The following is a 26,525-nucleotide window of genomic DNA, read 5'->3' as shown; positions in this document are numbered from 1 at the left end:
ATCTAATTTGCATCCATGTTCTTTCAAACAATAGGTCCGGAAACCAAAGATTCCTGGACTTTGCATTGATAAAAATATAAAAATATGATACTGAAATTGAAAATAATATTATTTCAAACAGATGATATTAAAGGGTAACTTATGCCAGTTTTACATTAACAGCATTTAAACCCTTATCACTTTTTTGTACCTCGAAAACGACTTTATCATTTTCACGGATTTCTCTTGTGGACAATCCTGATGAATGTACAAATATGTCCTTACTCCCGTCTGAAGGAGAAATAAATCCGAAGCCTTTTGCTTCATTGAAAAATTTTACGGTGCCTTGTTGCATTGTAATGAGTATTAAAATTATATATTATCTTCTGTAAACTCTACAGATTTTATTTGTAAAATGATCTGACCGGCATTGTGAATCCTATCAGTTTTTGAATATTCTTAAGGTCTAAACGCTCATCGGCATCGCAAAATGAAATGGCGGTACCTTCCGTTCCTGCCCTTCCGGTTCTGCCGATCCGGTGAACATAAGTTTCCGGAATATTGGGAAGCTCATAGTTGACCACATGCGGAAGGTCATCAATATCGATTCCCCTGGCTGCAATATCTGTAGCGACCAATACTTTAATCTTGCTGCTCTTAAAATCATCAAGAGCATTCTGTCTTGCTGTCTGAGATTTATTCCCATGAATCGCTGCCGCAAAAATCCCTACACCTTCCAATTGCTGAACCAGCTTATTCGCTACATGTTTAGTACGGGTAAAAACTAATGAACGTCTCATATTTTCGTTTTGCAACAAATCAATCAGTAAACCTGTTTTATCTCTTTTTTCCACAAAATAAACAGATTGCTTCACCGTTTGTGCAGTAGAAGAAACCGGAGATACAGTAACCTCTACAGGTTTATTCAGAATCGTTTCTGCAAATTTCCTTATCGATGCGGGCATCGTGGCTGAAAAAAACAATGTCTGCTTTTTCTGAGGAATGAGTTTCAAAACCTTTTTTACATCATTGATAAACCCCAGATCGAGCATTCTGTCTGCTTCATCCAAAACAAATATTTCTATTTTAGAAAGATCAATATGTCTCTGATTGACCAGATCCAACAATCTGCCCGGTGTAGCCACCAGAATATCTACCCTTTTTCTAAGAGCAGCAAGCTGATTACCTACCGGAACCCCTCCAAAAACAGAGAGCTGTGATAAAGGCAAATATTTGCTGTAAACAGCAAAATTTTCTTCTATCTGTATCGCCAATTCGCGGGTTGGGGTAAGTATTAATGTTCTTATCTCTTTATGTTCAGGAGTATATTTTTTTAGAAGCTGCAGGATAGGCATCGCAAATGCTGCCGTTTTTCCCGTACCTGTCTGGGCACATCCAATGATATCTTTTCCGGTAAGAATATGGGGTATTGCATTATACTGTATTTCAGTAGGTTTGGAATACCCTGCTTCTGTAACAGCACGGATAATTGGATTGATTAAATTTAAATTTTTGAAACTCATCATAATTTTCGGTTCCGATATTTTGTAAGCAAACTCACTTCCTGGAATTTGAATTGGTGTATGATTAGGATGAACAAAGAACTTTTTTCTATTCATCATTTTACTTGCTTACCTTCTGATACATTATTATATAATATTCATGAGTTGCAATAACGTACCATTCTAGGATGAAAAGACCTACATATCATTTTCACATTTGAACCCCGATTGATAATTGGGTAGCTGAAAAAGCAAAGACTGAAAGAAAAAATTGTGATTTTAAACTATTACAGAATGGCAAAGGCAGAAACCTGTTTTATAAATGTTCTGCAAATGTACAACAAAATAACTGAGCAATAATTAATTTAATTAATTGATTATCAAAAATATATTCGTAGCTTACGCCCACAACTGAATTGTTTGCCAACGCGGATGATTTTTAAAATTGAATCCTATGCAAACGTCATTTCCCTCCACTCATCCCCATCTACAGGCTTCAGAACAATCTGCGACTCCACAGGTTAGAATTGCCTATTTTATTATGATACATCATAGATCTGATGTGTTTAAAGCAATGTTCCAGAAGATTTACACAAGGGATCAATTCTACCTTATCCATATTGACAGAAAAGCTACGGCAGAACTCACCGAAGAAATACAACTATACCTGGTACATTTTCCGAATGTCTATATTTTGGAAAGTATGAATATTGTAGCCGGAGGCTTTAGTATGATCCAAGCAGAGCTTAATGCAATGGAATACCTGTTGAATGCAAGCCGTGAATGGGATTATTTCATCAATTTAAGCGGTGAAGATTATCCTCTGAAATCACAAAATATTATTCGTGATTTTCTGACAGTTAATAATGGCAAAAATTATCTTTTCTATTATGACCAGAAATTTTACAGGCCAGACACTCTTCAACGAATACAAAATCATTTTACAGAGCTTACCCATAAAATCTCATCACTCATTTATAAAAGAGAATTTATGAAAGGAGTCATCCCTTATATTGGCGGGAAATGGCTTATTCTTACAAGAGATACCTGTTTCTTTTTGACCAATAATAAAAGAGTAATGGACTTTGAAGACTATTACCTACATACCCTTTTACCAGCTGAGTCATTTTTCCAGACGGTTCTTCTCAATACAGCATTTAATGATATTATTGTAAATGATGATAAAAGAGCAATTATCGAAAAAACAATTTTTAATAAAGAACTGTATGCTGATAACTTCATTGAAACCCTAAAATCCAGCAATCATCTTTTTATTAGAAAAGTAAATCATAAGACAAGTAAAGATATTCTACAATACATAAGTGATACTTATCTTATCCCTTTAGCTGAAATTGATGAAATTGAAAGAGAGCTGCGCAGGGATAATACACAAAATAATTGATAATTCATCTTTTACGAGGCTTCCCTACTTCCAAAGTTCCCTTACTCCGGAACAATTTTAAAGAAAATCATCTTAAGATCAAAGTTTTATGACATCACACACAAGCATTCAAAACAAAAAATCCCAGCTTTAGTTGGGATTTGTAAGTAAAGAATATTTAATCTAATATTCTTATAATTTTATATTATTTTTTCACCAGCTCTACTCTACGGTTTTGCGCCTTCCCTTCTTCAGAACTGTTATCTGCCATCGGATTTTTGCTGTCCACCTGCTAATACCTGTGAAACATTCAAGCAGCTGTGGTCACTTTATGCCTTCATATGTTTTAATATCCAGTTTAAACATTCTTTAGAATCCATGATACTCCATGAATGAGGATGTCTTGTACCGTCCGGACGAATTCCACGATCATTGGTGATGACAAGATCAGCATTTTTGTGGCCTTTTAGCCGTAACAGATTAATCATAGCCGTAATATCTGCCACATTAAGATCGTAAATATCCCTTCCTCTGTTTTCCATCTGCCATATAATCCCCGGTTCTGTATAAATCAGAACAGGAATATTGAGAAGATATTTGGCATTGCCTCCATCTTTTTCACGATAAGAAAACATAGATTCTCTTAGGTAATTGGCTCTGTTTTTATCGGGTGTACCAATGGCTTCAACCATTTCAGCAGTTAGATATTTTGCTTCATTAGTTCCAATATCAGAATAGTCTCTTTCTATCTCTCTCTGCAGCCTGTAATACATATTCTCGTAATCTAACGGTGCATCAAGAGCGAATACAGAATTGGGGATAAAATAGGTATTTTTGTCCCTGATTGCTCTTTCAGCATAGGTAACAGCCAGCATACCTCCGCCGGAAAGTCCGCCAATTGATATTTTATCTTTAGAAACTTTATGCTTTTCTACTGTATCCTTTACCATTCTGTCTAAAAACTTCTGCTCTATATGAAATCCGAAATCCCCGTCTTCCCAGGTTGGAAGTAATACGATGAGATTCTTTTCCAATGCCAGATCATCCAGCTTAATCTGATTCATTACTTTTTCGCCATTTTCACCTCCTCCGTGTAAAATAACAAGTATTCCTTCAGCTTTATCCTTCGGAACCAATTTCAGATAATGGTTTTGAGTATCTTTAAAAGTGATTTTTTCAGGAGTCTGTCCAAAAAGGCCTGCTCCAACCATTCCCAATAAAAGGGTAAAATATCTGATTTTCCTCATTAAATAGTTTATTACGAGTTTACATTATTTTTTCACCAGCTCTACTCTACGGTTTTGCGCCTTCCCTTGTTCAGAATTATTATCCGCTATCGGGTTTTTACTGCCGTAGCCTTCTGCTGAAAGTCTTGCTTTATCGATGCCTGAAGTAGTGATGGCATTCAATACAGCTGTTGCGCGGTCTTTTGAAAGCTGGAGATTATGGGCATCATTTCCGCTGTTATCAGTATATCCGTTGATAGCCAATTTTAGGCTGCTGTCGTTTTTCAGAACTTTTGTGATTTCATCTACGGCTGTTTTGCCATCGGGTTGTAAGCTCGCTTTGTCGGTATCAAAATTAATATGCAATACCGCCTTGCCTTTTGCGTCTAATTCTTTTTTTATTTCATCAGATTTTAGGATTGAAATCGTTTGTTTAAACGGGGTTTTTTGTAGAATTTGTATGGCTCCGGTAGAAGTATTTCCATACAGCTGAATATAAATATCATCGCCATTGGTCCTTCTGATGACATATACTTTTACAGGTTCATTCCAATAATCTATAGAGCCTTCTTCACCAAAGTATTTGGCGTCTTCTTTTATTCTGTCAAGCTCCTGCTGGGAAACTTTACCATCAAATATTTTTACTCCGCCCACTTTTGTAATAGCGTCATCATAGCTTTTCAAAAAATAAGGCAACGACCATTCTTCTGTATTGCTTTTCTCGTTGACAACATATGTTTTCCAAACTTTTCCTTCTATTGGGGTCATTACGCCATTAAGTGGGAAAAACAGCATATCATAACTTCTTTGTACCGGTTTGTTTTGAAATGCCAGTCCTTTGGGAAAACTGAAAAAGGGAAGATCACCCAATTCAGTGGTAGAAACCGGTATGGAGTTGATATCAAAACTATTGGTTCCACCTGAAGATTTTTCAGCTGCTCTAGGATTTTCTATGGCTACAGTATCGTGTGCTGTATCTGTTTTTTGTTCAGCCTTTTTGTTACAGGCAGCAAGCAAAACGCCTATGGATAGAATAATCAATGTCTTCTTCATGTTAATAAATTTTAGGTTTATGGTGTATCATTTCTTTTAAAATAGTGAAGGATAAAACAACTCGAATCTTTCTGAATCAAAATCGTTCGATATATTTTACCGTACTATTTTTTGCGGCACTAACTTACAAATAAAATGCTAATGGGAAACTACCTAGATTTAAGGATTTTAGTGATTAAAAAGATCATGTACGGATGATAGCAAAGATTTTATTTGAAACTGTTGATTGTGAGAGAGCAAAGATAGAATCCACTTTAATGATTCGTCGAAGCTTACGGATAAAAATATACCACATCATGAAATAATATTGTAACAAGAGTGAAAAATGCCTATTCTGCCCATCTGATGCAAAAGCTTGTTAGCAGTGGCTATTTAGTTCTTTTTATAACTTCTTTTACCCCGCCTTTTGTCAAAATGATAGAATTGTAAAAACCCGCACTGTCCGGAATAAATTCTATGGTCCTGTCATGATTATCCGCTCTGAAAAATTTGGTTTTTGACTCCGGAATGAGTTCCATTTCTACGTTGTTGAAATAAAGTTTACCATCCATTTTCAATATGTTAATTTTATCATATTGCCCGACATATTCATCGTATAAACTTGGGTCTATTTCAATTCGATGGTGTTTGTAAGGAAGTTCAACCTCTTTTCCGAATGCAATAGCAGCAAGTCCATAACTTATGATATGAGAAAATGATTCGTTATTAGAAAGTACAGTCACAAAAAGCTTATCATCCGTAAATCGGTCAAAAGAAGTCATGGTACCAAAAAAACCTCCGTCATGAGCAATCAACTGATGCCCGTGATTGTAAAACGGATTGATAATAAAGCCATATCCCCAGTTTTCAGTGCCATAGGGCGTAAACATAAGTTTTTTCATCTTATCGGAAAGAATACTTGTTCCATATAGAGCGTTGTCCCATAAAGCCAGGTCTTCAATGGTAGAATAAACGCCATCATGGCCAACATTAATTTCCCAATTGATATAAGGATTATGAATAAGCCCGTTTTCTGTCTGGCAATAAGCCTTTGCTTTTTTTTCAACTACAGATTCATTATTACTGACGCCTGTATTCTTCATTCCTGCTTTTTCAAATATATTCTTCTTTAAGAAAACAGCATACTTCTCACCTGATACTTTTTCAATGATCTTAGCCAGTAAATAATAGCCAATATTACTGTATCCGCTTTTAGTGCCTGGAGAGAATTCATAAGGCATTTTCTTTATTTTGGCATAGGCAGAATCCTTATCCATGGTACTTAAGGCTATTTCTTTAAAGCCCATAGCCAGCCCTGAAGTATGTGATAACAGCATATGAATTGTAACACTATCAGCCTTGGGATAATCCGGAAAAAATTTACTCAGTTTATCATCAAGAGACAGTTTCCCTTTTTCAACCAATAGAAGGATAGCTGCAGCGGTAAATTGTTTGGTTACTGAGGCCAGCTGAAATTTAGTATCTATGGTGTTTTTAATATTCCACTCGTAATCTGCACAACCATATGCTTTTTTTAGTAACACCCGACCGTCTTTTGTCACAAGGACAGTACCACTAAAATGATTCACTTCAACCTGGGCCTGCATATATTTTGCGAGCTTAGCTTCCATATTTTTCTGCCCGAAAATAAGAGTGGGGAATAACAGTATGATTAGGATTAGCTTCATAAACTATTGAATGATATTATTAGATCACAATGTTACTACTTAATCAATAACCATCATTGTATTTTTGTAAACCCACTAAATAAACATCCATTTTATAAGACCTTTTTCAAGCGTTGTTGTTTTCGAAAAAAACACTTTGGGAGTAAAACCTGTTAGCTTTTTAAAATCTCTTATCATGTGTGACTGGTCAAAATAATCCACGGTATAAGGCATTCCTACTCTATTTTTGTCATCCAACCGGCTTTGAATGGCAGCTCTGAATCTGATAATCTTTTTGAATTCAGAGGGCGTTTTACAAATATGCTGATCAAAATGCTTATTTATTGTTGTTCGTGACCGGCCCGTTGTATAAGACCACCGGGCCATAGATTGATCTGTGTTATTGGTATCCAGCATTTCGGTCAAGATCTCTGTCAATAAGGCATTCTCAAACGGACGAAATTTTGAAAGCCAATACAATTCTATCGCACGGATCTTTTCAGACGGATCTTTTATGGAAAGAATGGCGGTCATGGTTTCTTTATAATCCTCATATGGACTAAAATCAGGAAAGCTTCCTTCCGAGTACTCTTTTAAATTATTCGGTATAAATGAATTGATTCCCAATGGCTTGAAGTAAGTCGTAACTTCATTAATTCTGCCTTCATAGCTGACCAGTACCGGCTCATTAAAATTACTTACCAGGTTGGTTTCAATAGGTTTGGATGGACAGTATCTAGTCGTTATTTTGTTTTTGGTGGCCAGAGTTTCTGTGTTTTCACTAATGGTGACAATAGTATAGATGCTTGGAAAAGTAAAATAAATAGCAGGGGATTCATCTGAAGTTTGTTCTAAAATATAAAAGCATTCAATATATTTTTTTAATAAGGGATCTTCAGGTTTATAGATTTTTATGGTCATCTTTTTTAGCTATAAAATTTATATGAATCTAGTTCAAGTAACAATATTCTAGTTACTAAATTAAAAAGAAAAGTACAAAACAAAAGACACAAGTGAATTGAAAAAAAACAGTAAAAATAATTGTCAATCACCTATGTTCTGCAATATAAGTAATGCCTGCCCTACTCTGGAAAACACTTTTTCATAAAATGCAGTATTTATACGTAATGATAAAACTGAAAATTGAAATATGTTTGTGCATCTGATTGACGATATATAATAGGCCTTTTATTTATCACAAATTAATGAAATAAATCATTTATTTAAAAAAATCATAAAAACTACAAACTAATAACCGATAACATGAAAGCTAAGAAATTTTATTCTTTTATCGCTTTGTGTGCAACAGCTGCAACCACATTTGCACAGATAGGGATTAATACCGACACTCCCCATGCAACATTAGATGTTACAGGAAGTACAAGCCCTCATATGAAAGATGGTCTTCTACCACCAAGAGTTTCTAAGCAGCAATTAGCTGCAAAAGATTTCGGAACGTATGGAAGCGACCAGATAGGTGCCATTGTTTATATCACAGACATTATTACCCCAGCCGGGTTTGCCCCCAGTATCGCACAGGTAGGCAGCATTCATAACACAGGATATCACTATTTCACAGGATTTCAATGGATAGCAATCACAACAAATATTTACAATACTGACGGAAATCTTACCGGAAACAGAGTCGTAACACAGGATGCCAATACATTAGCCTTTACCTCTACCGCTATTAATGGTTTTTCTGTTGACGGAACTACTTTTTCAGTAGATGCAGCCAATCACAGAATTGGGTTGGGAACAGCGTCTCCTGAAACACGTTTACATGTAGTTTCCACCACTCCATCCTCCAACAGATATAATTTGATTGATGCTGCAGCCGGAACCAACCCATATGGAATTTTATCATTAAGAAATACTTCTGCTTTAGCTACGGGAAATTACTCATTACTGGGTTTTACCAACAGCGGTCCTTCTTCAGGTGGTGCCAACTGGGCTTTAGGGTCCGTTCGTTCGGGTTCCACATTAATCAACGGTTCAGAAGAAGATTTCTATATCGGAAACTCTGTAGGCGGAGGGTTGATTGAAAGAATGAGAATCAATCCAATCACAGGAAATATAGGTGTAGGAACTTCCTCTGCAACTAATAAACTTCACATCAACGCTACAAACCCTTTAAGACTGGAAGGATTGCAGGGTGCATCAAGTCCTGTAGGAAGTTTAGCTGTAAACAGTACTGGTGTTGTACAATTACGCACTTCATCGAACGTAAGTGCAGCAAGAGGAACCGGCACAGCAATAATAACCTTAAATAACACATTTACCAATGCAGTAACTTCTGCAAAGACTTTTGATAATCTGAGCGAAATGTCAGGAAATACTTTTACAGCCAATGCAGCCGGATTATATAAGGTAGATTTTATAATTAATTACCCTCAAAGAGATTCAAGCGAAGACGATGGAGATGGATATACAGGATATGCTCAAATCAGCTTAAACGGAATTCAGCAGTCATTTACAAGTACCAAAGTTCCGCTCCCTGAAAAAAACGGAGCCCCATCATTTATTACCTGTACAAACTCTACGTTGTTAAAAATGAACGCAGGCCAGGTTCTATCATTCCAGGCACTTTCTTTTGGATCAACCCCGAGTTCCACAAATATTGCAGCTCCCTTCATTATTAATGTAGTGCGATTAGAATAGTAATACAAGAGCTAAAAGCCCTCATTTACATTTATCAGGCAAAGTTTCTATTAACACAAAAAAAATCACCGTTTTATATAAAGTGGTGATTTTATTATTCTTTCAAGACAATGAATAGTATTTAAAGAAACCCTACACTTCAATGGATCAACCTTTTTTAAACTCATGAATAGTTAAATGAATAGCCAGCATGAATTATATCAATGTATTTCCATTGTTTATAAGCTTTTCAGTTGATGATAACTACCACAGCGATTGAAAGAAAATTTCATATATTTTTTTTACTGCTGTGCATTTCCGTAAATTTGACTTGTAAAAATAAAATAAATCTTAAAATAAGATAAGAATGGAAAAGTACAATTACGGGGTCATCGGTCTCGGAGTCATGGGAAGAAACCTGCTTTACAATATTGCCGATAACGGTTTTTCTACAGCAGGATTCGATTTGGATGAGGAAAAAGTAAAAGAACTTCATCAGGGAGCAACTCCAGGAACTTCAGTGAAGGGAACAGCTTCTCTGGAAGAGTTTATCTCCGTTTTGGAGAGTCCGAGAAAAATTATTTTAATGGTTCCAGCAGGAAAACCTGTAGATGCTGTTCTGGAAAGCATTACACCGCTTCTCAGCCCGAAAGACATTGTAGTTGACGCGGGGAATTCTTATTTCAAAGATACTGAAAGACGCATTGCTGATTTAGCATCCAAAAACCTGCATTTTATGGGAATGGGCGTTTCAGGAGGCGAGCAAGGAGCAAGAAGAGGACCTAGCATTATGCCTGGTGGTGATTTGGAAGCCTTTAACCTGTTAAAACCTATGTTAGAATTAATTGCAGCAAAAGTTAACGGTGAAGCCTGTACCGCTTACATGGGCAAAAGTTCTGCAGGAAACTATGTAAAGATGGTTCACAATGGGATTGAGTATGCCATCATGCAGTTGATCAGTGAGGCTTACGATTTGTTGAGAAAAGGAGCCAACCTGAACAACGATCAGCTTTATGAAGTGTTCAAAACATGGAATGAGGGGGAAATGAATTCTTTCCTTGTTGAAATCACAAGAGATATTTTCCAGCAAAAAGATGATCTAACAGATGGTTTTCTTGTGGATCAAATTTTAGACAAAGCCGGTGCAAAAGGAACAGGGAAATGGACTTCTGAGCAGGCTATGGAAATTGGTGTTTCTATCCCGACCATTGATGTTGCGGTAACTTCCAGAATTATATCAGCATATAAAGAAGAGAGAGTAAAAGCTTCTCAATTATATCCAAAAGAAGAAATAACCACTCCGGAAAATACAGAATTGTTCATCAAAGAAGTGGGTGACGCGCTTTATTTAGCAACTTTAATCAGTTATGCTCAAGGGTTGGCATTATTGGTAAAGGCCTCTGAAGAATATCAGTTTGAAATTCCTTTAAAAGATGTTGTTAAAATATGGAGAGGTGGATGTATCATCCGTTCCGTTTTATTAGAAAAATTCTATTCTGCATATTCTAAAGATCAGAATTTATCTAATATTCTATTAGACCAGGGAATTTCAGAAATCGTAAAAGAAAAAATTTCTTCATTAAGAAAAATAGCTTCTTTTGCTGCATCAAACGGAATTCCAAGCATAGGAACCCAAGCTGCTTTAGGATATTTTGAAGCCTATACCACAGAATCATTACCTATAAACCTACTTCAGGCTCAGCGTGATTATTTTGGAGCACACACCTACCAAAGAACAGATAGAGAAGGAGTTTTTCACACTTCATGGCAAAACCTAAATAAATAAATCCGGAAAATGAGTGACAATACAATCCTGCACCCAACCACAATTGTTATTTTTGGTGCAACAGGAGATTTGGCAAAAAGAAAGCTCTTTCCTGCATTTTACAATTTATATATTGATGGCAGAATGCCCAAAGGCTTTAATATTTTAGCGTTGGGAAGAGCTGAAAATACGGATGAAAAATTCAGAGCTTATATTAAAGAAAACCTGGAAAGCTTTTCAAGAAAAACGGTAACCAAAGAAGATTGGGCAGGTTTTCAGGCGCACATCAGCTACTTTCAGCATCAGCTGGATGAAGAAGATTCTTATCAAAATCTGTATCATAAATTAGAAAATTTCGACAAAGTTTACGGAATGAGAGGGAATAGATTATTTTATCTTTCCATTGCACCGAACTTTGTATCTGTCATTTCAAATCATATTAAGAATACTTCTATCGCTTCAGATCCTTCAAAAGATCGAATTATTATTGAAAAACCTTTTGGCCACAATAAAGAATCTGCCATAGAACTTAATACTCTTCTTTCACAAACCTTCCAGGAAGAACAAATTTACCGTATCGACCACTATCTGGGAAAAGAAACGGTTCAGAATATTTTAGCATTCAGATTCGGAAATTCAATTTTTGAACCTTTATGGAATCACAGGCATATAGAGTCGGTTCAGATTACCGTTGCAGAAGAAGTAGGGGTAGAAACAAGAGCCAGCTTTTATGAGCAGACAGGAGCTTTGCGTGATATGATTCAGAACCACCTTCTCCAAATCCTCTGTATGGTAGCCATGGAACCACCGGTTTCATTGGAGTCTGGAGAGATCAGAGATCGTAAAGTGGATGTTTTAAAATCAATCCGCAGAATTTCATCAGATAAAGTAGATCATTATGCAGTTCGGGGTCAGTATGGAAAAGGAAAAGTAAACGGAGCCAAAGTAAACGGCTACCGTCAGGAAGAGGGAATTGCCGCTGATTCCAATACAGAAACATTCGTTGCTATAAAGTTTTATCTGGATAACCATCGATGGGAAAACGTTCCTTTCTATGTACGTACCGGAAAGAGAATGAAAGAGAAGCATTCTTATATTACCATTCAGTTTAAACCTCTTCCTCATTCTACATTTTCAGAAAGCTCATCCCCTTTATCCGCTAACCGACTGATTATTAACATTCAGCCACAAATGGATATAAGGTTACAGTTTATGTCTAAAAAGCCGGGACTTTCATTAGAATTGAAGCCGGTAGAAATGATTTTTGATAATTTTGCCTGTCAGACAGATACTCCTGAAGCTTATGAAACCCTCTTGTTAGAGGCACTTGCAGGTGATCTTACCTTGTTTATGCGTTCTGATCAGGTAGAAGAAGCCTGGGATGTTGTCAAAACGATTCAGGAAACCTGGGAAACAACCAAAGATCCTTCTTTCCCTAATTACGATGCAGGAAGCTGGGGACCTGACGACAGCAATGCTTTGGTGGAAAGACAAGGGCATGAGTGGATTTAGAATTTAACGAAGAAATAAAAATGGATATCACAATATTTAATACACTAGATACTTTATATCAAAAAGCGGCAGATACATTTGTTGAGCTTTCAGAACAATCTATTCAAAAACATGGAAAGTTTGTAGCAGCCGTAAGCGGCGGCTCTTCACCAAAAGCCATTTTCAGTTTATTGGCCACTTCGCAATATGCAGATAAAATAGATTGGAGCAAGGTCTATATTTTCTGGGTAGATGAAAGATGGGTTTCGCTGGATGATGAAAAAAGTAATTTCAAAATGACCCTGGAAACACTTTTAGATAAAGTACCAGTGAATAAAGATCAGATTTTCCCAATGTATAAAGATGGAATTGAACCTGAAGATTATGCTAAAGAATATGAAGCAAAAATCAGAAACGTATTAGGTGAAGAAGGTGTTTTTGATTTTATCCTTTTAGGAATGGGTGATGATGGCCATACAGCGTCTTTATTTCCGGGAGAAGCAATTCTGGATGAAAAAGAAAAATGGGTGGCTGCTTATTATCTGAAACCTCAGGAAATGTTCAGAATTACTTTGACAGAGCCTATCATCAACAAAGCTGACAATATTTTGATTGTTACATTCGGTACTTCTAAAAAGCATGCTCTGAACGAAGTTTTAAACGGAGAATACAATCCGAAACTATACCCGCTTCAGTTAATTGAAAAGAAAGCCGGCGTCAAGATTTTCACTGACGAAGAAGCAGGCGCTTAACCTTATCCATTTCATTAAAACTGATTAAGGTCATACAGCCTTGGCCAAACAAAATACCATATCACCACTTTAAATAAGTGGTGATATTTTATGTATACACTAATCATTAGAAAAAAGCCCTACTTTTTCAAAACGAATTTTCACCATTCCTTCAAAATAATGCACAAAAGAGCTTAAATAATTTAAAATACTGAAAAAAATCAATATAAATATTAGGACAAACTTTTGTATTTTTATAAAAGAAAATACATTTCTGCCTCCATGGCTATGAAAACCAAACACTATCATTCGTGAAAAAATTAAACCCAAGTTATTTCGAGTTCTTCTTTTACAGGTATGGAGTGATTATTATTTTCGTTCATATAGTAACAACAGCCTGTTATTTTTTAAGTACACAAGAAGAAGATCCTATCACCTTAATTTTTCCTACTATTCTTTGTTTCATTTTTTTCCCACTTATCTGTTTATCAGAATATCGGATGCTGGAAAAAAATCTTCCTCCTGCCAATGTCTTTCTAACAGATAATGGCCTTATCATCAATAAAATTTCTTATCCTGCTGAGCAAATAAAAGAAATTACCTATATGCCTGTAAGAAATACGCTGAATAAATTTTCGGATGATTTTTTCGAAATTGAAACCAATGATGGTGCTGTTTTTTATTTTCTGGATAAAAGGCCAAACTGGAAATTTGAATCACCTACCATGAAACTATTGAACAACCACCCTCTTTTCTCTTTAAAAACAAAGAAAAGAGAGGAGTCATCAGATGGTTTTTCAGTGTTTAAAAAGCAAAAACAGTCGTAACCATCAACAAATATTATTTTATAATCCCATATTACAACCTTAAATTTTCTCAATCATGAAGTTAGAATTATATCAAATAGATGCGTTTACAGAAGAGATCTTCCATGGAAATCCTGCATGTGTTGTCCCATTGAAAAACTGGCTGCCCGATGAAGTCCTTTTAAAGATAGCCCGAGAAAATGCTGTAGCAGAAACTGCTTTCTTTATTGATAATGGTGAAAAGATTCACCTAAGATGGTTTACTCCCGAAATAGAGATGGACTTATGCGGACATGCTACCCTTGCCACTGCTCATTGCCTGGCTTCCATCTTAGGTTATCCGAATAGCAGAATCGTTTTTGAAACCAAAAGCGGTGAATTAACCGTGGATGTAAAAGACGGATTTTATTATATGGATTTCCCGTCAAGAATGCCTGAACCCTCTGCACTTCCGGATAATATCATTCAATCTCTCAATATTCAGCCTAAAGAAGTCTTTAAATCAAGAGACTATATTCTTGTGTACGAGTCTGAGGAAGATATCAAAAAGATCACCGTCGAAAGATCTGTTTTCGATCTTCTCAACCTGGATCCAGGTGGAGTTGCGGTGACAGCAGCAGGTACAGATAGTGATTTTGTTTCCAGGTACTTTACTCCGCAGTCATCCATTCTTGAAGACCCTGTAACCGGCTCAGCACACTGCTCACTTATTCCGTTCTGGTCATCAAGATTGGGAAAAGATAAGCTTTTTGCCCGTCAGCTCTCAGAAAGAGGCGGCCAGCTTTTTTGTGAAAACAAAAATGAAAGAGTGATTGTGGCAGGGAAAGCCAAAACCTATTCGATGGGGCATCTATGGATAGAATAACGCTATTTTATTTATAAGGTATAGAGCTCCTTGGAGCCCAAAAAGCACTGATTATATTGGTGCTTTTATTTTTTAAAAACATTCATACCAACCATTTTTAATATCTTTAAAGAAAGGTTTTATGTTTTCATTTATAAGATGATAAAAGAAAAACTAATGATCAAATTAAGTGAAATATGAGAATTGCAATATTCGGTGCTCACAACGTTGGCAAAACCACTCTCGCTGAAGAACTCCTGGAGCATCTTCCAGGTTATACCCTTGAGACAGAGCCTTATTATCAATTGGAATCATGTGGTTATGAATTTTCAGAAACTCCTGATGCTGAAGATTTTGTTGAACAATTCAATTATTCGTCAAAACTGATATATCAAAGCGGAGACAATGTAGTATTTGACAGATGTGTCCTTGATATTTTGGCCTACCTTCATATTCTTGACCCCAGTAGAAATATCCAAATGCTCTTTGAAAAAATGCAGGCAGTCATTGCTGAAATTGACCTTTTTGTATTGGTTCCCATTGAAGAACCGGATGTAATCCCGATTCACCAGATAGAGCTTCCGAAACTCAGAAATCAGGTCAATGATTTACTCTATGATTGGATCAGTGACTTTGGAATAGACATCATTAAAGTAAACGGAACATTATCTCATCGCAGAGACCAGGTACTCGCTGGAATGATATCATAAATATTTTATTCACCCCTGACACATAGCTGTCATTGATACTGCTAATTTTGTTGTATTAAAGTAAACAAAATCCTTATCACGCATGATAGTGTTTCATGTAAACTCTACCTGTCATATGGCATAGATTAGTGAATTTAAAAAAAATAAAAGCAAAATAACAGCACAATGAAAATAGATTTAGAAAAAAATACCATTACAATAAATACAAGACAGGAATGGCGTGAATGGCTAATGCAAAACCATCGTTCAGTTCAGAATATATGGCTGATCTGCAATACTAAAAAATCAGGTCTTCCTACCGTCAGCTGGAGTGAGCTTGTGGATGAGGCGCTTTGTTTCGGGTGGATTGACAGTACAAGAAAAACTGTGAATTCCCACTCATTTATGCAATTGTATAGCAAACGTAAAATCAAAAGCATCTGGTCTAAAATCAATAAAGAAAAAGTTCAGAAACTTATAGATGAAGGATTGATGCAGGCCGCCGGATTCGAAAGTATTGAGACTGCCAAACAAAATGGCTCTTGGACCAGCCTGGATAGTGTTGAAGAACTCCTCATCCCCAATGATCTGGAACACGCTTTTACAGCCCATGCAGGTTCAAAAGACTATTTTTTATCTCTCAGCAAAACAGTAAAAAAAATGATGCTGCACTGGGTAACATTTGCTAAACGGCCGGAAACCCGTAAAAAACGCATTAATGAGCTGGTGGAACATGCGGCAAAAAAGCAAAGACCGGAACGATTTCGATGATCTTCCCTTTTTAATACAACCGGAAATATTCAAAACTTCACCTACTGATGCATTTCTGTAACTCAAACTATAAAAAAAAACAGATTAAGAAATCATATTCAAAGGAATATTATCCATCTGATGTTTTTCTTTTAAAATAAGAGGATAAATATCAGTTTCTGAAGTCTTAATTGATTAAATTAGCCATGAATTAAAATGCGTTAAGATTTCTATGAAAAATATATTCGGTGTATTGCTTCTTTCCATGGTGCAGCCTATACTGGCACAAACTAAACTGGAAAAGGCACTTACAAGTCTTGAGGATAATTACGAACAGGAAAAAGTATACTTACTTACCGATAAAACCCAATATGCAGCTGGTGACAAAATCTGGTTTAAAAGCTTTGTATTCGACGGATACAACCGTTCTGCATTATCTACTACTCTATTTGTAGAATTATATAATTCTGATAAAAAATTAATCGACTGGAGAACCGTTCTTCTTACTAATGGTGAGGGCAGCGGTGATTTCCAACTGAAAGAAGACCTTCCTGAACAGGTGTATTTTGTAAGAGCTTATACGCCTTACATGACCAACTTTAGTGAAGATTTTCAAATCGTTAAAACACTTCCGGTTTACAATCCCAATTCCACAGAATCATTAACAATTGCTAAAAGTTCCGATTGGTCTGCAAAAGCATTTCCGGAAGGCGGAAATTTCATTAACGGTACTCCCACAAAGTTTGCCGTAAGAGTATCAAGCAGTACTTCTTTACCGGAAAACTGGACCGGAAAAGTAATTGATGCACAAAACCCTACTGTTTCTATTGCCTCCTTTAAGTCTTTTGATAAAAATGTTGCCTCTTTTACCATCACTCCTGCTTCAGGAAAAAAATACCAGGCCATCATTCAGGATAATACAGGAAAAAGTAAAACAATAGACCTTCCCCAGGTTGCAGACAGCGGTCTCCATTTAGAAGTTAACAGCTCTAAAGAAGGAATTAAATATACCTTAAAAGGCGTTAATCTAAAACAACAGATTCAAAATTATAAGGTGGTAGGAACCATCAATAACCATCTTGCGTATAAAGCCAATATTAAACAATTAACGAATGAAGCTTCAAGCCTTATTCCTACTAAAGTAAGCAATGGAGCAAACGGGGTTTTCCAATTAGCGATTTTTGATGATCAGGATAATCTGGTTGCTCAAAGACTATGCTTCATAAAACCGAATGATTTAAAACTTGCAAAAGCAGAAATTATAGGCCAGAGCATAAAACAGACTCCAAGATCTTTTAACAGCATTGATCTTTCTCCTGAATCCTATTTTAAGAACTATACGGTTTTGGTAAGTGAGGATGACGGCAGCAATAAGCCTGAAGAAGAAAATATACTGAGCAGCCTTTGGCTAACAGGAGATTTCACAACAAAAATCGACAATCCGGCACAGTATTTTACTAAAAATGCCAATAGTGAAGCTTTGGATGCCCTGCTTATTTCTGAAAAATGGAAAAGATTTGACTGGAATTCCGTGCTTAGCGGATCCGTGCCCGCCATTAAAACCAAGTCACCAAAATATCTTTCTTATAGGGTAAAGCCTATTAAAAACAATGCACTGATTATCAATTCCAGTGTGATTCTACTATTGAAGTCAGGTAAAAACGAACCCGTTATCAGCCCGTTTCAAACCGATCAAAGCGGATATGTTTATCTGAATAACCTCAGCAATGATGAACCTTTGAGTGTTTCCTTATTTGCCAATTCAGGAAATGATAAAGAATCAAGTGCTGATAATTTATTCGTAACGGCAGAACCTTTAGTAAATCCTACACCCTTTAGCGGGACTTTCCCGGAGACAAAATATAAACTTGTAAAATCCACCGGAAATAAAACCCTTCCACCAGCTATTTCCAGAGCAATCAACACTCAGAAAAACAATAAAAAGATAGAAGGTGCTGAAGTACAGGAAATAAAAGAAGTAGAATTAACCGGAAAAAAGAAAGATCCAAAAGAAGAGTTGGATAAGCAGCTTTCCACAGGAATGTTCAATTCTCTGAACTCTACAATATTCGATTTTGTGAATGAAGATCAGCATGCCGAAGGATCAATCAATATATTAGAATGGTTACAGGGAAGAGCTGCCGGTTTAACGTTCCAAAGAAATAGTTCAGGGATCAATGTTCCTTATATTCGAGGCCAGCAAGCGAAGCTGTATTTAGATGAGATTGCAACAGACCCTTCTATGATTTCCACACTGCCTATCAACAATATTGCTATGGTAAAAATCATTAAAGGAGCAGGGTTAATAGGTGATGCGGTAGCCATCTACACAATGAAAGGTGATATGAAACCTAAAAACAAAGGAAAAGAAGCTCCAAAAAACAATTCATCTGTTGTCAAAGGCTATGATAAACCTTCAGAGTTCCTTGTTGAAATGCTGGATGAGAATGCAAAAATTGAAAACGATACCCGCGAAACCCTTTACTGGAATCCTAATTTATTTGACAGTGATTATGTTCCGCCAAGAATCAAGTTTTTCAATAACGACAGTGCGAAACAGTATAAAGTTACCATCATAAGTTTTGATGAAGACGACAATCTTCTTTATGACCAGCAAATTTTTAAATAATAGATCTTAATATTAAAAGCCTTTCAGTTCTCCTGAAAGGCTTTTTCTTTAAGCTATTCCGTACATAAAGCTATCAATATAAAATATCAGGAATATAATAAATAATGAAGTTGAAATTATAAGTTATTGCAGTCATAAAGATCAAAAAACACAGTCAAAGAGTTGCCCTTCTCTCAAAAAAACAGGATCTTTCAAAAGAAAATATCAAATATTCCGTTTAATTCTTAAATTTGGCCAATGCGAAAGAATCTTTATCTCATCTTCATATTATGTTCTCTTACCAGCTGCTATACTTATCAGGTAAAAAAAACAGCGGCTCCTGCCACTGACAATAAGCAGGAATCTAAAAAAGGAACAGCTGTTGCTAATAGTATGGTTGCCACAATGAAAACAGCTCAACCCCAGAACAACAACACACAACAAACACCTGCCCCTGCTCCAGTCAACATTCAGGAGAAACTAGCTCCTAATAAAAATGTTAAAATTGATGTTGACGGCAAGAGCTATAAAATAATTGTTGACCGATGGGAAAGCGACAGTCTGGTTGCTCATCCGGCTAATAATCCTAAAAAAATCCTGAAATTCCATAAGAACCAGATCAATGGTGATAAAATTGCAGAAAAAAGATTTTCAAAACCCATAGCTGATATTATTACAGTTACAGCTTATGCTGGAATTGCAGCCGCAATCTGGTATCTTCTCCGGTAGAATATTGTAAAAAAGCATCAATAAAAAGCATCCTTGTCAAGGTTTTAAACCTTGACAAGGATATCAACCAAATTCTCTTCACACAAAAGCCTTTTTACATCAGAATAATCTATAGCTCTGCTATATCTACTAAGATTTTCTATTTCTAATAATTAATTCTAGGTTCATTATTAGAAAATGAAGAAAAACTCCTATACCTATACAATAAATAACAACATAATGAATAGTATATAATATATTAGCCATTGGTGTCAAAGGAGACCCCCGCTACCGCACGATTGCATCGTGTGGTTTATATATTACAAATCAAACATTCTGAAAACAACAATATCATCTAAAGCCTTTTTTCGTCGGAATAATCTATAGCACTGCTGTATCTATAATCTTCCGCACGAAAAACTAGACCTGCTCTCCGAAGTCTCCCCCGCTACCGCACGATTGCATCGTGTGGTTTATATACTACAAATCAAACATTCTGAAAACAACAATATCATCTAAAAGTCCTTTTTCGTCGGAATAATCTATAGCACTACTGTATCTATAATCTTCCGCACGAAAAACCAGACCTGCTTCCACAGGGTTTTGATGTATATAGTTAATCTTCTGATTAATCACTCTATTGCTCCACAACTCAATAGGTTTGTTATCATGTCTCCAAAATTGATATTGACTTACATTTGAAGTTTTTGCACCTTCTTTAACGAAGAAATCTAATAAGAATTCTTTTCTGCTTTCTGTAGGATTTTCTTTGATTGCTGCCACAATTGCCTTGCTTGTAAATCTTTTCAAATCACCAATTAGAGCTTCAGGCTTTTGCCCGTTTATACTTCTGAAAACTAAATGTACATGGCTTGACATAATACACCATGCATGTATTTCCATTCCTTTACTCTGTTGGCAAAATCTTAAACTTTCTAATAGAATTTCTTTGTATTCATTTCTAATAAAAACATCCAACCAACCTACCACAGCAAAACTTATAAAATATAATCCTTGAGGATTGTGAAATTTGTAATTACGACTCATCAATTATGTTTTTATAAAGATAAAACTTTGTGAGACAATGGTTGAGATAAAACCACACGATACAATCGTGCGATAGCGAGGGCTATTATCTAATATTTTTACAGCTTTAAAAATTTTCTTTTCAAAAAGCAAGAGTCAACCCGCTCTCCGAAGTCTCCCCACGTTGAAGATTTTATTTCAATCAAACCTTAAACAATACTTCAAAACCTACTTTCCGAACCAGAACTCCATCAATCCTAAGAATTTATACAAACGTCTAATTTAAAGTCATTTAAATAAACCAATCGTAGTTTTACTACAATTTTTCAGATTTAACAAAAATTTACATTTTGTACTATTTTTTTTATCTAACTTCGGTGACATAAGATCCAAAAAAACGCACCAAATATTATGAAAAACACCTCAAATTCTGAGAAAGTTTCAGAAAACCACATTTCGGGGATCAACCGGGTGGTAAAACTGGAAATTGTGGTTGAGGGCAAAACAATCAATCACTTTAAACACTTTCGTTTGCAGCAGAGTGCAAGAAAGCACCATGATTTTGAACTGGTATTGGCTCATGATTCTTTAGGAGAGGTACAAAACCACAACCTTCAGCAGGCCCAAAAGTTTTTAGGAAAAAGAATCACCATTGTTTTTAAATATAAAGATTACGAAAATGAAACTCCAGAGAGAACATTTGTGGGTATCATTACCAAAGTAGCCTTCAGTCAGGAAAAAATGAGTCTGGGAAATATTATCTTAAAAGGAATGAGCCCTACGATTCTGATGGATGCGGCTCCCCATACCCAAAGCTTCGGCGGCACCCAGTCTGTGAATACCAATATTATTGCAGACCGGATTATCAAGGAAACTTTAGGGACAAGCAAATTTGATTTCAGGGTAGACACCCAGAACAAAAGTTATATCAGCTACAGCGCACAATACAACGAAACGCATTACAATTACCTGACAAGGATTGCAGAAGCTTATGGTGAACAGTTTTATTATGATGGAGAAATCCTTCATTTCGGAAAGCTCCCTCCTTCTGAGAAACCTATCCTATTGGTATATGGAAGCAATGTCATTGATGTGAACGTTGAACTAAGAGCTGTTCACACCAAACCCGAATACTTTGGTTATAACAGCAGCAGACATACAAAAATGGTGGGTACTGATGACCGGATCAACCATTTAGGAGAATTATCTTCTAAGGCATATGAGCTGAATGAGACTATATTCACCACCCGCTCATTAACCCCTACTCCTATCAATCCCAATGTATTTCTTGATGTGGATGATTCCCAGAAAAGCGCAAGGGGAAGTAAGGCGGTAGAAGTTTTTACCGTTTCGGGAAAGACTACCGTTCCGTTCCTTTATATTGGCTGTGTGGCAGATCTGGCGATGAGAAAGGAAGACAGTAATGAAACCTCTCATTTTACAACACTGATGATTACAGAAGTAAGCCATGAAGTAGATGCAAGAGGCTATTATAAAGGAAGCTTTGAAGCCATCGCCGAAGGAACCGGTTTTATGCCAAAACCTGATTTTGAAATGCCAAAAGCAGAACCGCAGGTAGCCACTGTGATCTCCAATGTAGATCCATTGAATCAGGGAAGAATACAGGTAAGGTTTGACTGGCAGTTAAATGATACTACCCACTTTATCAGAATGATGAGTCCTGACGCCGGAGGAACAGATGCGATCACTCAAAACAGGGGTTTTGTGGCTGTTCCTGAAATTGGCGATCAGGTCATGGTAGGGTTTGAATACCATAACCCCGATTTTCCATTTGCCATGGGAGGAATGTTTCATGGGCAGGTAGGTTTGGGCGGAGGCCTGGACAATCATCTGAAGTCTATACAAACCAGAAGCGGAATTAGGGTTTTAATGAATGATGCTGATAGAAGTGTTACCATTAAAGACCCAAGTGGAAATACTTATTTTATGGATGGCCAAGGGAATATCAATGTTACCGCACCGAAAAATATGACTTTCACCGCAGGGGAAGATATGCATATTTCAGTGGGAAGGAATATGACCACAAAAATTGGGCAGGACAGCACCCTGAATATAGGAAATGATCATACCGAATCGATTACAAAAAGATATACTCAGACCTCTGAAAATAAAATTGTTACCGTAAAGCAGGATCAGACAGAAAGTACAGGAAGTAAATTTAAAAGTATTTCCGGAGAAGCCGATATACAGACCTCAAAAGGCGATTTAAAACTGAGAGGAACCTCATTGGCCGTATTCCAGGGCGGAAAAGACGTTAAAGTAAGTAAGGGATAAACTATCCGAGGGATGAAAGTCAGTTTTTCATTGGCAGCCCACGAATAGAACAACCACCTCACCATTGAATCCCATCCAAAATAGTAACACATGGAAGATCAGAAAACTTCAACACACGATCAAAAGCTTTCTGAAAAAAGAGCAGAACAACAGAAAAAATCCAGCGAACCTTCTCCTACCGAAAAAAGAGAAATGGTAATGAATGGAGCTACACTGAAATGCCCTTATGCTCAGGGGCCTGGAGAGCTGAAAGTGACCTCCAATGAAATCAACCTTCAGGATCAGCCGTTTGCGACAATAGGCGATGGAAACAATATGGTCAACCTTCAGTTCAAAGGAACCTGCGGACATCCCAAATGGCCGGCAAGAAACATGTCTCCCCCACCCTGCATGAGCGTTATCAAATTAACGCCATGGGAAAACCCGGGAACGACTCAAATACAGGAGCAAACCGTTTTGGTAAAAGAATCTTATATCGATTGTGATCCTGAATTTAATTCTGCTTCTCCATCACCCATTCCTAAAGTGGATAGAGTTTTAACACCGGAAGAGCCAAAAACTGAAATTGATTATAAATTTTTAATCAATTTTAGAAGAGGAAATTCTTACAAAGGAGAATATGGTTTTGATTGGTTAAGAGAAGAATATATTGCACCAGTGGAAAAAGTTTTGTATAATAATAGTAATCCTCCTACTCCTATAAAAACTAAATCTAACGGAAAAGCTGAAGCTACAAAAACACCTCTTTGTGAAAATTTTGAAGAGTTAAAAACTCAATATAGCCCATTTGTTAGATTTCAGAAAGACTATTATTGTACCTGGTTATCTATATTTCCGATAGATTATCCAAACTCTCCTCATATAAACGGAATTAAATTGGACATTGAAGTATTTGAAGATTTTAAAGAAAATGAAAAAATAAAAAAACCTGCTGAAATAGAAATTCACTTTGAATGCAAAAATACTGATATTGAAATTACGCCTAAAATTGCAAAAAGTATAAAAGAAGCAAAAAAAGGGATAACAGTAAAATGTAACAAGGCAATATCAAAAGACACAGAAATTATAGTAAAAGCAGTTTTAAAAGATGGAGATCAAGAAAAAACGAATGAACAGATTGGAAAGTTGTTCATCTATGCTAATAATGAAATTAAAAATATAGATATAACAATTGTAGATTGTTTAATCAATAATGAAAGTTCAAGGGTGTTAAAAAGAAAAAGAGGCAGCGATTTAGAAACTTATTTAAATACAAAAGTTTTAAATCAAGCTCTGATTCAATGCAAAATAAAAACACCTGAAGATTTTGATTTGCGACTATATAAAGAAAGTGGAAAAACATTGATAGAAAAATATGGTTTAGAAAAGACTTCAATAATGAAAGAATTAGAAATCTCTCCCAAAAAAGCGTCTACAAGAATTGCTGAAAATGAGATAGAAGATTTAGAAATTTTCAGAAATGATTTAATGAGTTTATATGAAAAAAATGGAGCAAATAAAAACCCAGTAAGAAACATAAACGATAAAAATAAATTTATGTTTTTTGCAAATATTTTTGTTCAAATGGGAAAGAAAGAAGAAAGATTTTTTATTACAAAAGATCCCGCAGGCAATGAGTCTTTTTCTATTAGAGTAATAAATGTGGATGCTTTTGCCTATTTAAAAACGGCACAACCGATTGGAAACACTGTTGTTTTTTTTACCGAACAAGCATTAGACAACCCTACAATTGCTCACGAGTTTGGTCATAATTTAGGGTTGTGGCACTTATTTGACAATAGTCCATATAGATTTTATAAAGGACATACAGATAACTTTATGGATTATTCAGAAAGAGTAAGAGTTGATGTAGAAGACTCTACAGATAAGAATAAGAATACACGATTAGCATATTACAAATGGCAGTGGGATGAAATGCGAAGAGGAATATAAAATATAAAATATGAAAAACATACTTTTTTTAGGACTAATTATTTTTTCTACGTTTTATAATGCTCAAAGGCATTATAACGTTGATATTTTAGGAGAAGGACATTTCTATTATGATACCAAAACTCCTTTTAAGGATTTCATCCAAAACTTTAGCAAGAATGAATTTATAAAATCATCAAAAGTTAATATCATAGATTCAACAAAGATAAGTTCAGATAAACTGAAAAATTACCATACAATGATTTTAGATAATATTCCTAAGAATAACATAAACCATATCTGGATCCTTTTTGGATATAATAAAGGCAACTATTATTCTAAATATTTTTTGGGAGAAAAATTGACTAAAAATGAAAATAATTTTTTTGCCCAATTAAATTATTTTGTCAATAAAAAAAGTAACCTGATTGATAGTATTAGTATTTGCATTCCCAAAAATGGATGCAAGGAAATAAAAAAATATAAGCCAATTAATTCAATAAAAGCTTTTCAATCTATAGAAATACAAAAAAATAATTTCCCTGTTGACAATAGCTATAATTTAAAAAAATTTGAAGAGGATAGAAAGAAATTTGAAGAAGATAAAAAAGCTATTTGGACAATAAATGAAAAATAAAAAATTGTTAATAAAAGATTAGTAATATGAATGAAAAAATATGTTTTAATACTAATTCTGCTGATTTCCTGTGTAAGAAATCAACCTAAAAATATCTCAAACAATGAAGATATCAATATAGCAAGAATTGATTCTACAGAGGTTGAAGGTAAAATACGATCTCCCGTGCCTTCCAAGAAACAAAGTTCACAAAAAAATATAGATACATTGGGAGTACCATTAAAGTATATGGTAACCATTCCTCTGAAAGCAAATAACAAAAAGATAGACATTCGATTGCTGCTCTCTAGGTCTGAAGATCTGTTAAGAGGAAAACATTATACGATTCCTGAAGTAGAAAAAGGTACGAGCTTTTTACCTAAGTCTGCATATGAATGTATAGAAGGAACTGTTGAATTTCAACATTCGCAAGTTATCAATTACAATTCATATTATTATACTTATAATTATTATAAGAATAGCGGATTTATAGAAAATGATTATATCGGTTATGATAAAGTTGATTTCAGGAATGGTCATCTGAATTTTATAACAGTTATGGATATTGATGAAGACGGGTATGAAGATCTTCTTATTCTGGATTTTGCAAGCTCTATGAGAGACAATGATATGTATCAATTTTACAGATGGTCTGAAAAAGAAAGCAAGTTTATTTTCGAGCCTGATTTTTTTGATAAAGCAGCATTCTACGGCTGGGACAAAACAGGAAAATATCTTATAACAGGAGTGAGTGATACCAGAGAAAGAAAGCTTTATAAAAATAAAATTGTTAAGGGTAAATTAAAGACAGTTGATCAATGTACAGAATATGCAGTATCAGATAAATTCTGTTGGTAG

General features: G+C 35.6%; 22 protein-coding genes. 15 read left to right on the top strand and 7 right to left on the bottom strand.

Features of this window, described 5'->3' with window-relative positions; genetic code table 11:
• Positions 1-139: 139 nt before the first annotated feature.
• Positions 140-334: a cold-shock protein gene (locus tag AC3HD6_RS03715; RefSeq protein WP_488895128.1), complete on the bottom strand. Its 195-nt coding sequence runs from the start codon at positions 332-334 to the stop codon at positions 140-142.
• A 49-nt stretch (positions 335-383) separates the two neighbouring features.
• On the bottom strand, positions 384-1,502 hold the full coding sequence (locus tag AC3HD6_RS03710; protein WP_488895343.1) for a DEAD/DEAH box helicase: 1,119 nt from the start codon (positions 1,500-1,502) through the stop codon (positions 384-386).
• 433 nt (positions 1,503-1,935) lie between these two features.
• Between AC3HD6_RS03710 and AC3HD6_RS03705 the strand changes: the two genes are divergently transcribed.
• Positions 1,936-2,883: a beta-1,6-N-acetylglucosaminyltransferase gene (locus AC3HD6_RS03705; RefSeq protein ID WP_488895127.1), complete on the top strand. Its 948-nt coding sequence runs from the start codon at positions 1,936-1,938 to the stop codon at positions 2,881-2,883.
• Positions 2,884-3,191: 308 nt separating this feature from the next.
• Here the strand turns inward: AC3HD6_RS03705 and AC3HD6_RS03700 are convergent, their stop codons facing one another.
• The 4 genes from AC3HD6_RS03700 to AC3HD6_RS03685 all read right to left on the bottom strand — a co-directional run bounded on the left by AC3HD6_RS03700 (position 3,192) and on the right by AC3HD6_RS03685 (position 7,708).
• Positions 3,192-4,109, bottom strand: coding sequence for a hypothetical protein (locus AC3HD6_RS03700; protein ID WP_488895126.1), 918 nt, complete (start codon positions 4,107-4,109; stop codon positions 3,192-3,194).
• 24 nt (positions 4,110-4,133) lie between these two features.
• The gene (locus AC3HD6_RS03695; protein ID WP_488895125.1) at positions 4,134-5,141 is read right to left on the bottom strand and encodes an OmpA family protein; all 1,008 of its coding nucleotides are present in this window, start codon (positions 5,139-5,141) and stop codon (positions 4,134-4,136) included.
• A gap of 368 nt (positions 5,142-5,509) precedes the next feature.
• A complete protein-coding gene (locus AC3HD6_RS03690) occupies positions 5,510-6,808 on the bottom strand; it encodes a serine hydrolase domain-containing protein (RefSeq protein WP_488895124.1) in 1,299 nt (432 codons plus the stop codon).
• Between the two features lie 75 nt (positions 6,809-6,883).
• A complete protein-coding gene (locus AC3HD6_RS03685; RefSeq protein WP_488895123.1) occupies positions 6,884-7,708 on the bottom strand; it encodes a helix-turn-helix domain-containing protein in 825 nt (274 codons plus the stop codon).
• Between the two features lie 342 nt (positions 7,709-8,050).
• Here AC3HD6_RS03685 and AC3HD6_RS03680 point away from each other — a divergent pair, with 342 nt between their 5' ends.
• The 10 genes from AC3HD6_RS03680 to AC3HD6_RS03635 all read left to right on the top strand — a co-directional run bounded on the left by AC3HD6_RS03680 (position 8,051) and on the right by AC3HD6_RS03635 (position 19,840).
• Complete coding sequence (locus AC3HD6_RS03680) at positions 8,051-9,448, top strand: hypothetical protein (RefSeq protein ID WP_488895122.1); 1,398 nt, start codon at positions 8,051-8,053, stop codon at positions 9,446-9,448.
• A gap of 346 nt (positions 9,449-9,794) precedes the next feature.
• Complete coding sequence (gndA, locus tag AC3HD6_RS03675; protein ID WP_488895121.1) at positions 9,795-11,213, top strand: NADP-dependent phosphogluconate dehydrogenase; 1,419 nt, start codon at positions 9,795-9,797, stop codon at positions 11,211-11,213.
• Between the two features lie 9 nt (positions 11,214-11,222).
• Positions 11,223-12,704 (top strand): glucose-6-phosphate dehydrogenase, encoded by a 1,482-nt coding sequence (gene zwf, locus AC3HD6_RS03670; protein ID WP_488895120.1) that lies wholly within the window; start codon positions 11,223-11,225, stop codon positions 12,702-12,704.
• Between the two features lie 20 nt (positions 12,705-12,724).
• Positions 12,725-13,435, top strand: a complete 711-nt coding sequence (pgl, locus tag AC3HD6_RS03665; RefSeq protein WP_488895119.1) for a 6-phosphogluconolactonase — start codon at positions 12,725-12,727, stop codon at positions 13,433-13,435.
• A gap of 290 nt (positions 13,436-13,725) precedes the next feature.
• Positions 13,726-14,241, top strand: a complete 516-nt coding sequence (locus tag AC3HD6_RS03660; RefSeq protein ID WP_488895118.1) for a hypothetical protein — start codon at positions 13,726-13,728, stop codon at positions 14,239-14,241.
• Positions 14,242-14,296: 55 nt separating this feature from the next.
• A complete protein-coding gene (locus AC3HD6_RS03655) occupies positions 14,297-15,085 on the top strand; it encodes a PhzF family phenazine biosynthesis protein (RefSeq protein ID WP_488895117.1) in 789 nt (262 codons plus the stop codon).
• Between the two features lie 176 nt (positions 15,086-15,261).
• Positions 15,262-15,774 (top strand): AAA family ATPase, encoded by a 513-nt coding sequence (locus AC3HD6_RS03650; RefSeq protein ID WP_488895116.1) that lies wholly within the window; start codon positions 15,262-15,264, stop codon positions 15,772-15,774.
• A gap of 165 nt (positions 15,775-15,939) precedes the next feature.
• A complete protein-coding gene (locus AC3HD6_RS03645) occupies positions 15,940-16,524 on the top strand; it encodes a YdeI/OmpD-associated family protein (RefSeq protein ID WP_488895115.1) in 585 nt (194 codons plus the stop codon).
• Positions 16,525-16,735: 211 nt separating this feature from the next.
• Positions 16,736-19,132: a hypothetical protein gene (locus AC3HD6_RS03640; RefSeq protein ID WP_488895114.1), complete on the top strand. Its 2,397-nt coding sequence runs from the start codon at positions 16,736-16,738 to the stop codon at positions 19,130-19,132.
• Positions 19,133-19,369: 237 nt separating this feature from the next.
• A complete protein-coding gene (locus AC3HD6_RS03635) occupies positions 19,370-19,840 on the top strand; it encodes a hypothetical protein (protein WP_488895113.1) in 471 nt (156 codons plus the stop codon).
• 459 nt (positions 19,841-20,299) lie between these two features.
• On the opposite strand, the gene AC3HD6_RS03630 is transcribed toward AC3HD6_RS03635, so the two are convergent.
• Positions 20,300-20,866 carry an REP-associated tyrosine transposase gene (locus tag AC3HD6_RS03630; protein WP_488895112.1) on the bottom strand — a complete coding sequence of 189 codons (567 nt, stop codon included), beginning with the start codon at positions 20,864-20,866 and terminating at the stop codon, positions 20,300-20,302.
• 390 nt (positions 20,867-21,256) lie between these two features.
• Between AC3HD6_RS03630 and AC3HD6_RS03625 the strand changes: the two genes are divergently transcribed.
• From AC3HD6_RS03625 to AC3HD6_RS03610, 4 genes are all read left to right on the top strand, one after another.
• Positions 21,257-23,140: a type VI secretion system Vgr family protein gene (locus AC3HD6_RS03625; protein WP_488895111.1), complete on the top strand. Its 1,884-nt coding sequence runs from the start codon at positions 21,257-21,259 to the stop codon at positions 23,138-23,140.
• Between the two features lie 198 nt (positions 23,141-23,338).
• Complete coding sequence (locus AC3HD6_RS03620) at positions 23,339-25,072, top strand: PAAR-like protein (RefSeq protein ID WP_488895110.1); 1,734 nt, start codon at positions 23,339-23,341, stop codon at positions 25,070-25,072.
• 10 nt (positions 25,073-25,082) lie between these two features.
• Positions 25,083-25,688 (top strand): hypothetical protein, encoded by a 606-nt coding sequence (locus AC3HD6_RS03615; protein ID WP_488895109.1) that lies wholly within the window; start codon positions 25,083-25,085, stop codon positions 25,686-25,688.
• A gap of 30 nt (positions 25,689-25,718) precedes the next feature.
• Entirely contained in the window at positions 25,719-26,525 is an 807-nt protein-coding gene (locus tag AC3HD6_RS03610) for a hypothetical protein (protein ID WP_488895108.1), read from the top strand.

The organism is Chryseobacterium sp. II3a (genome assembly GCF_057815135.1).
This window is presented reverse-complemented; position numbering and strand designations above follow the sequence as displayed.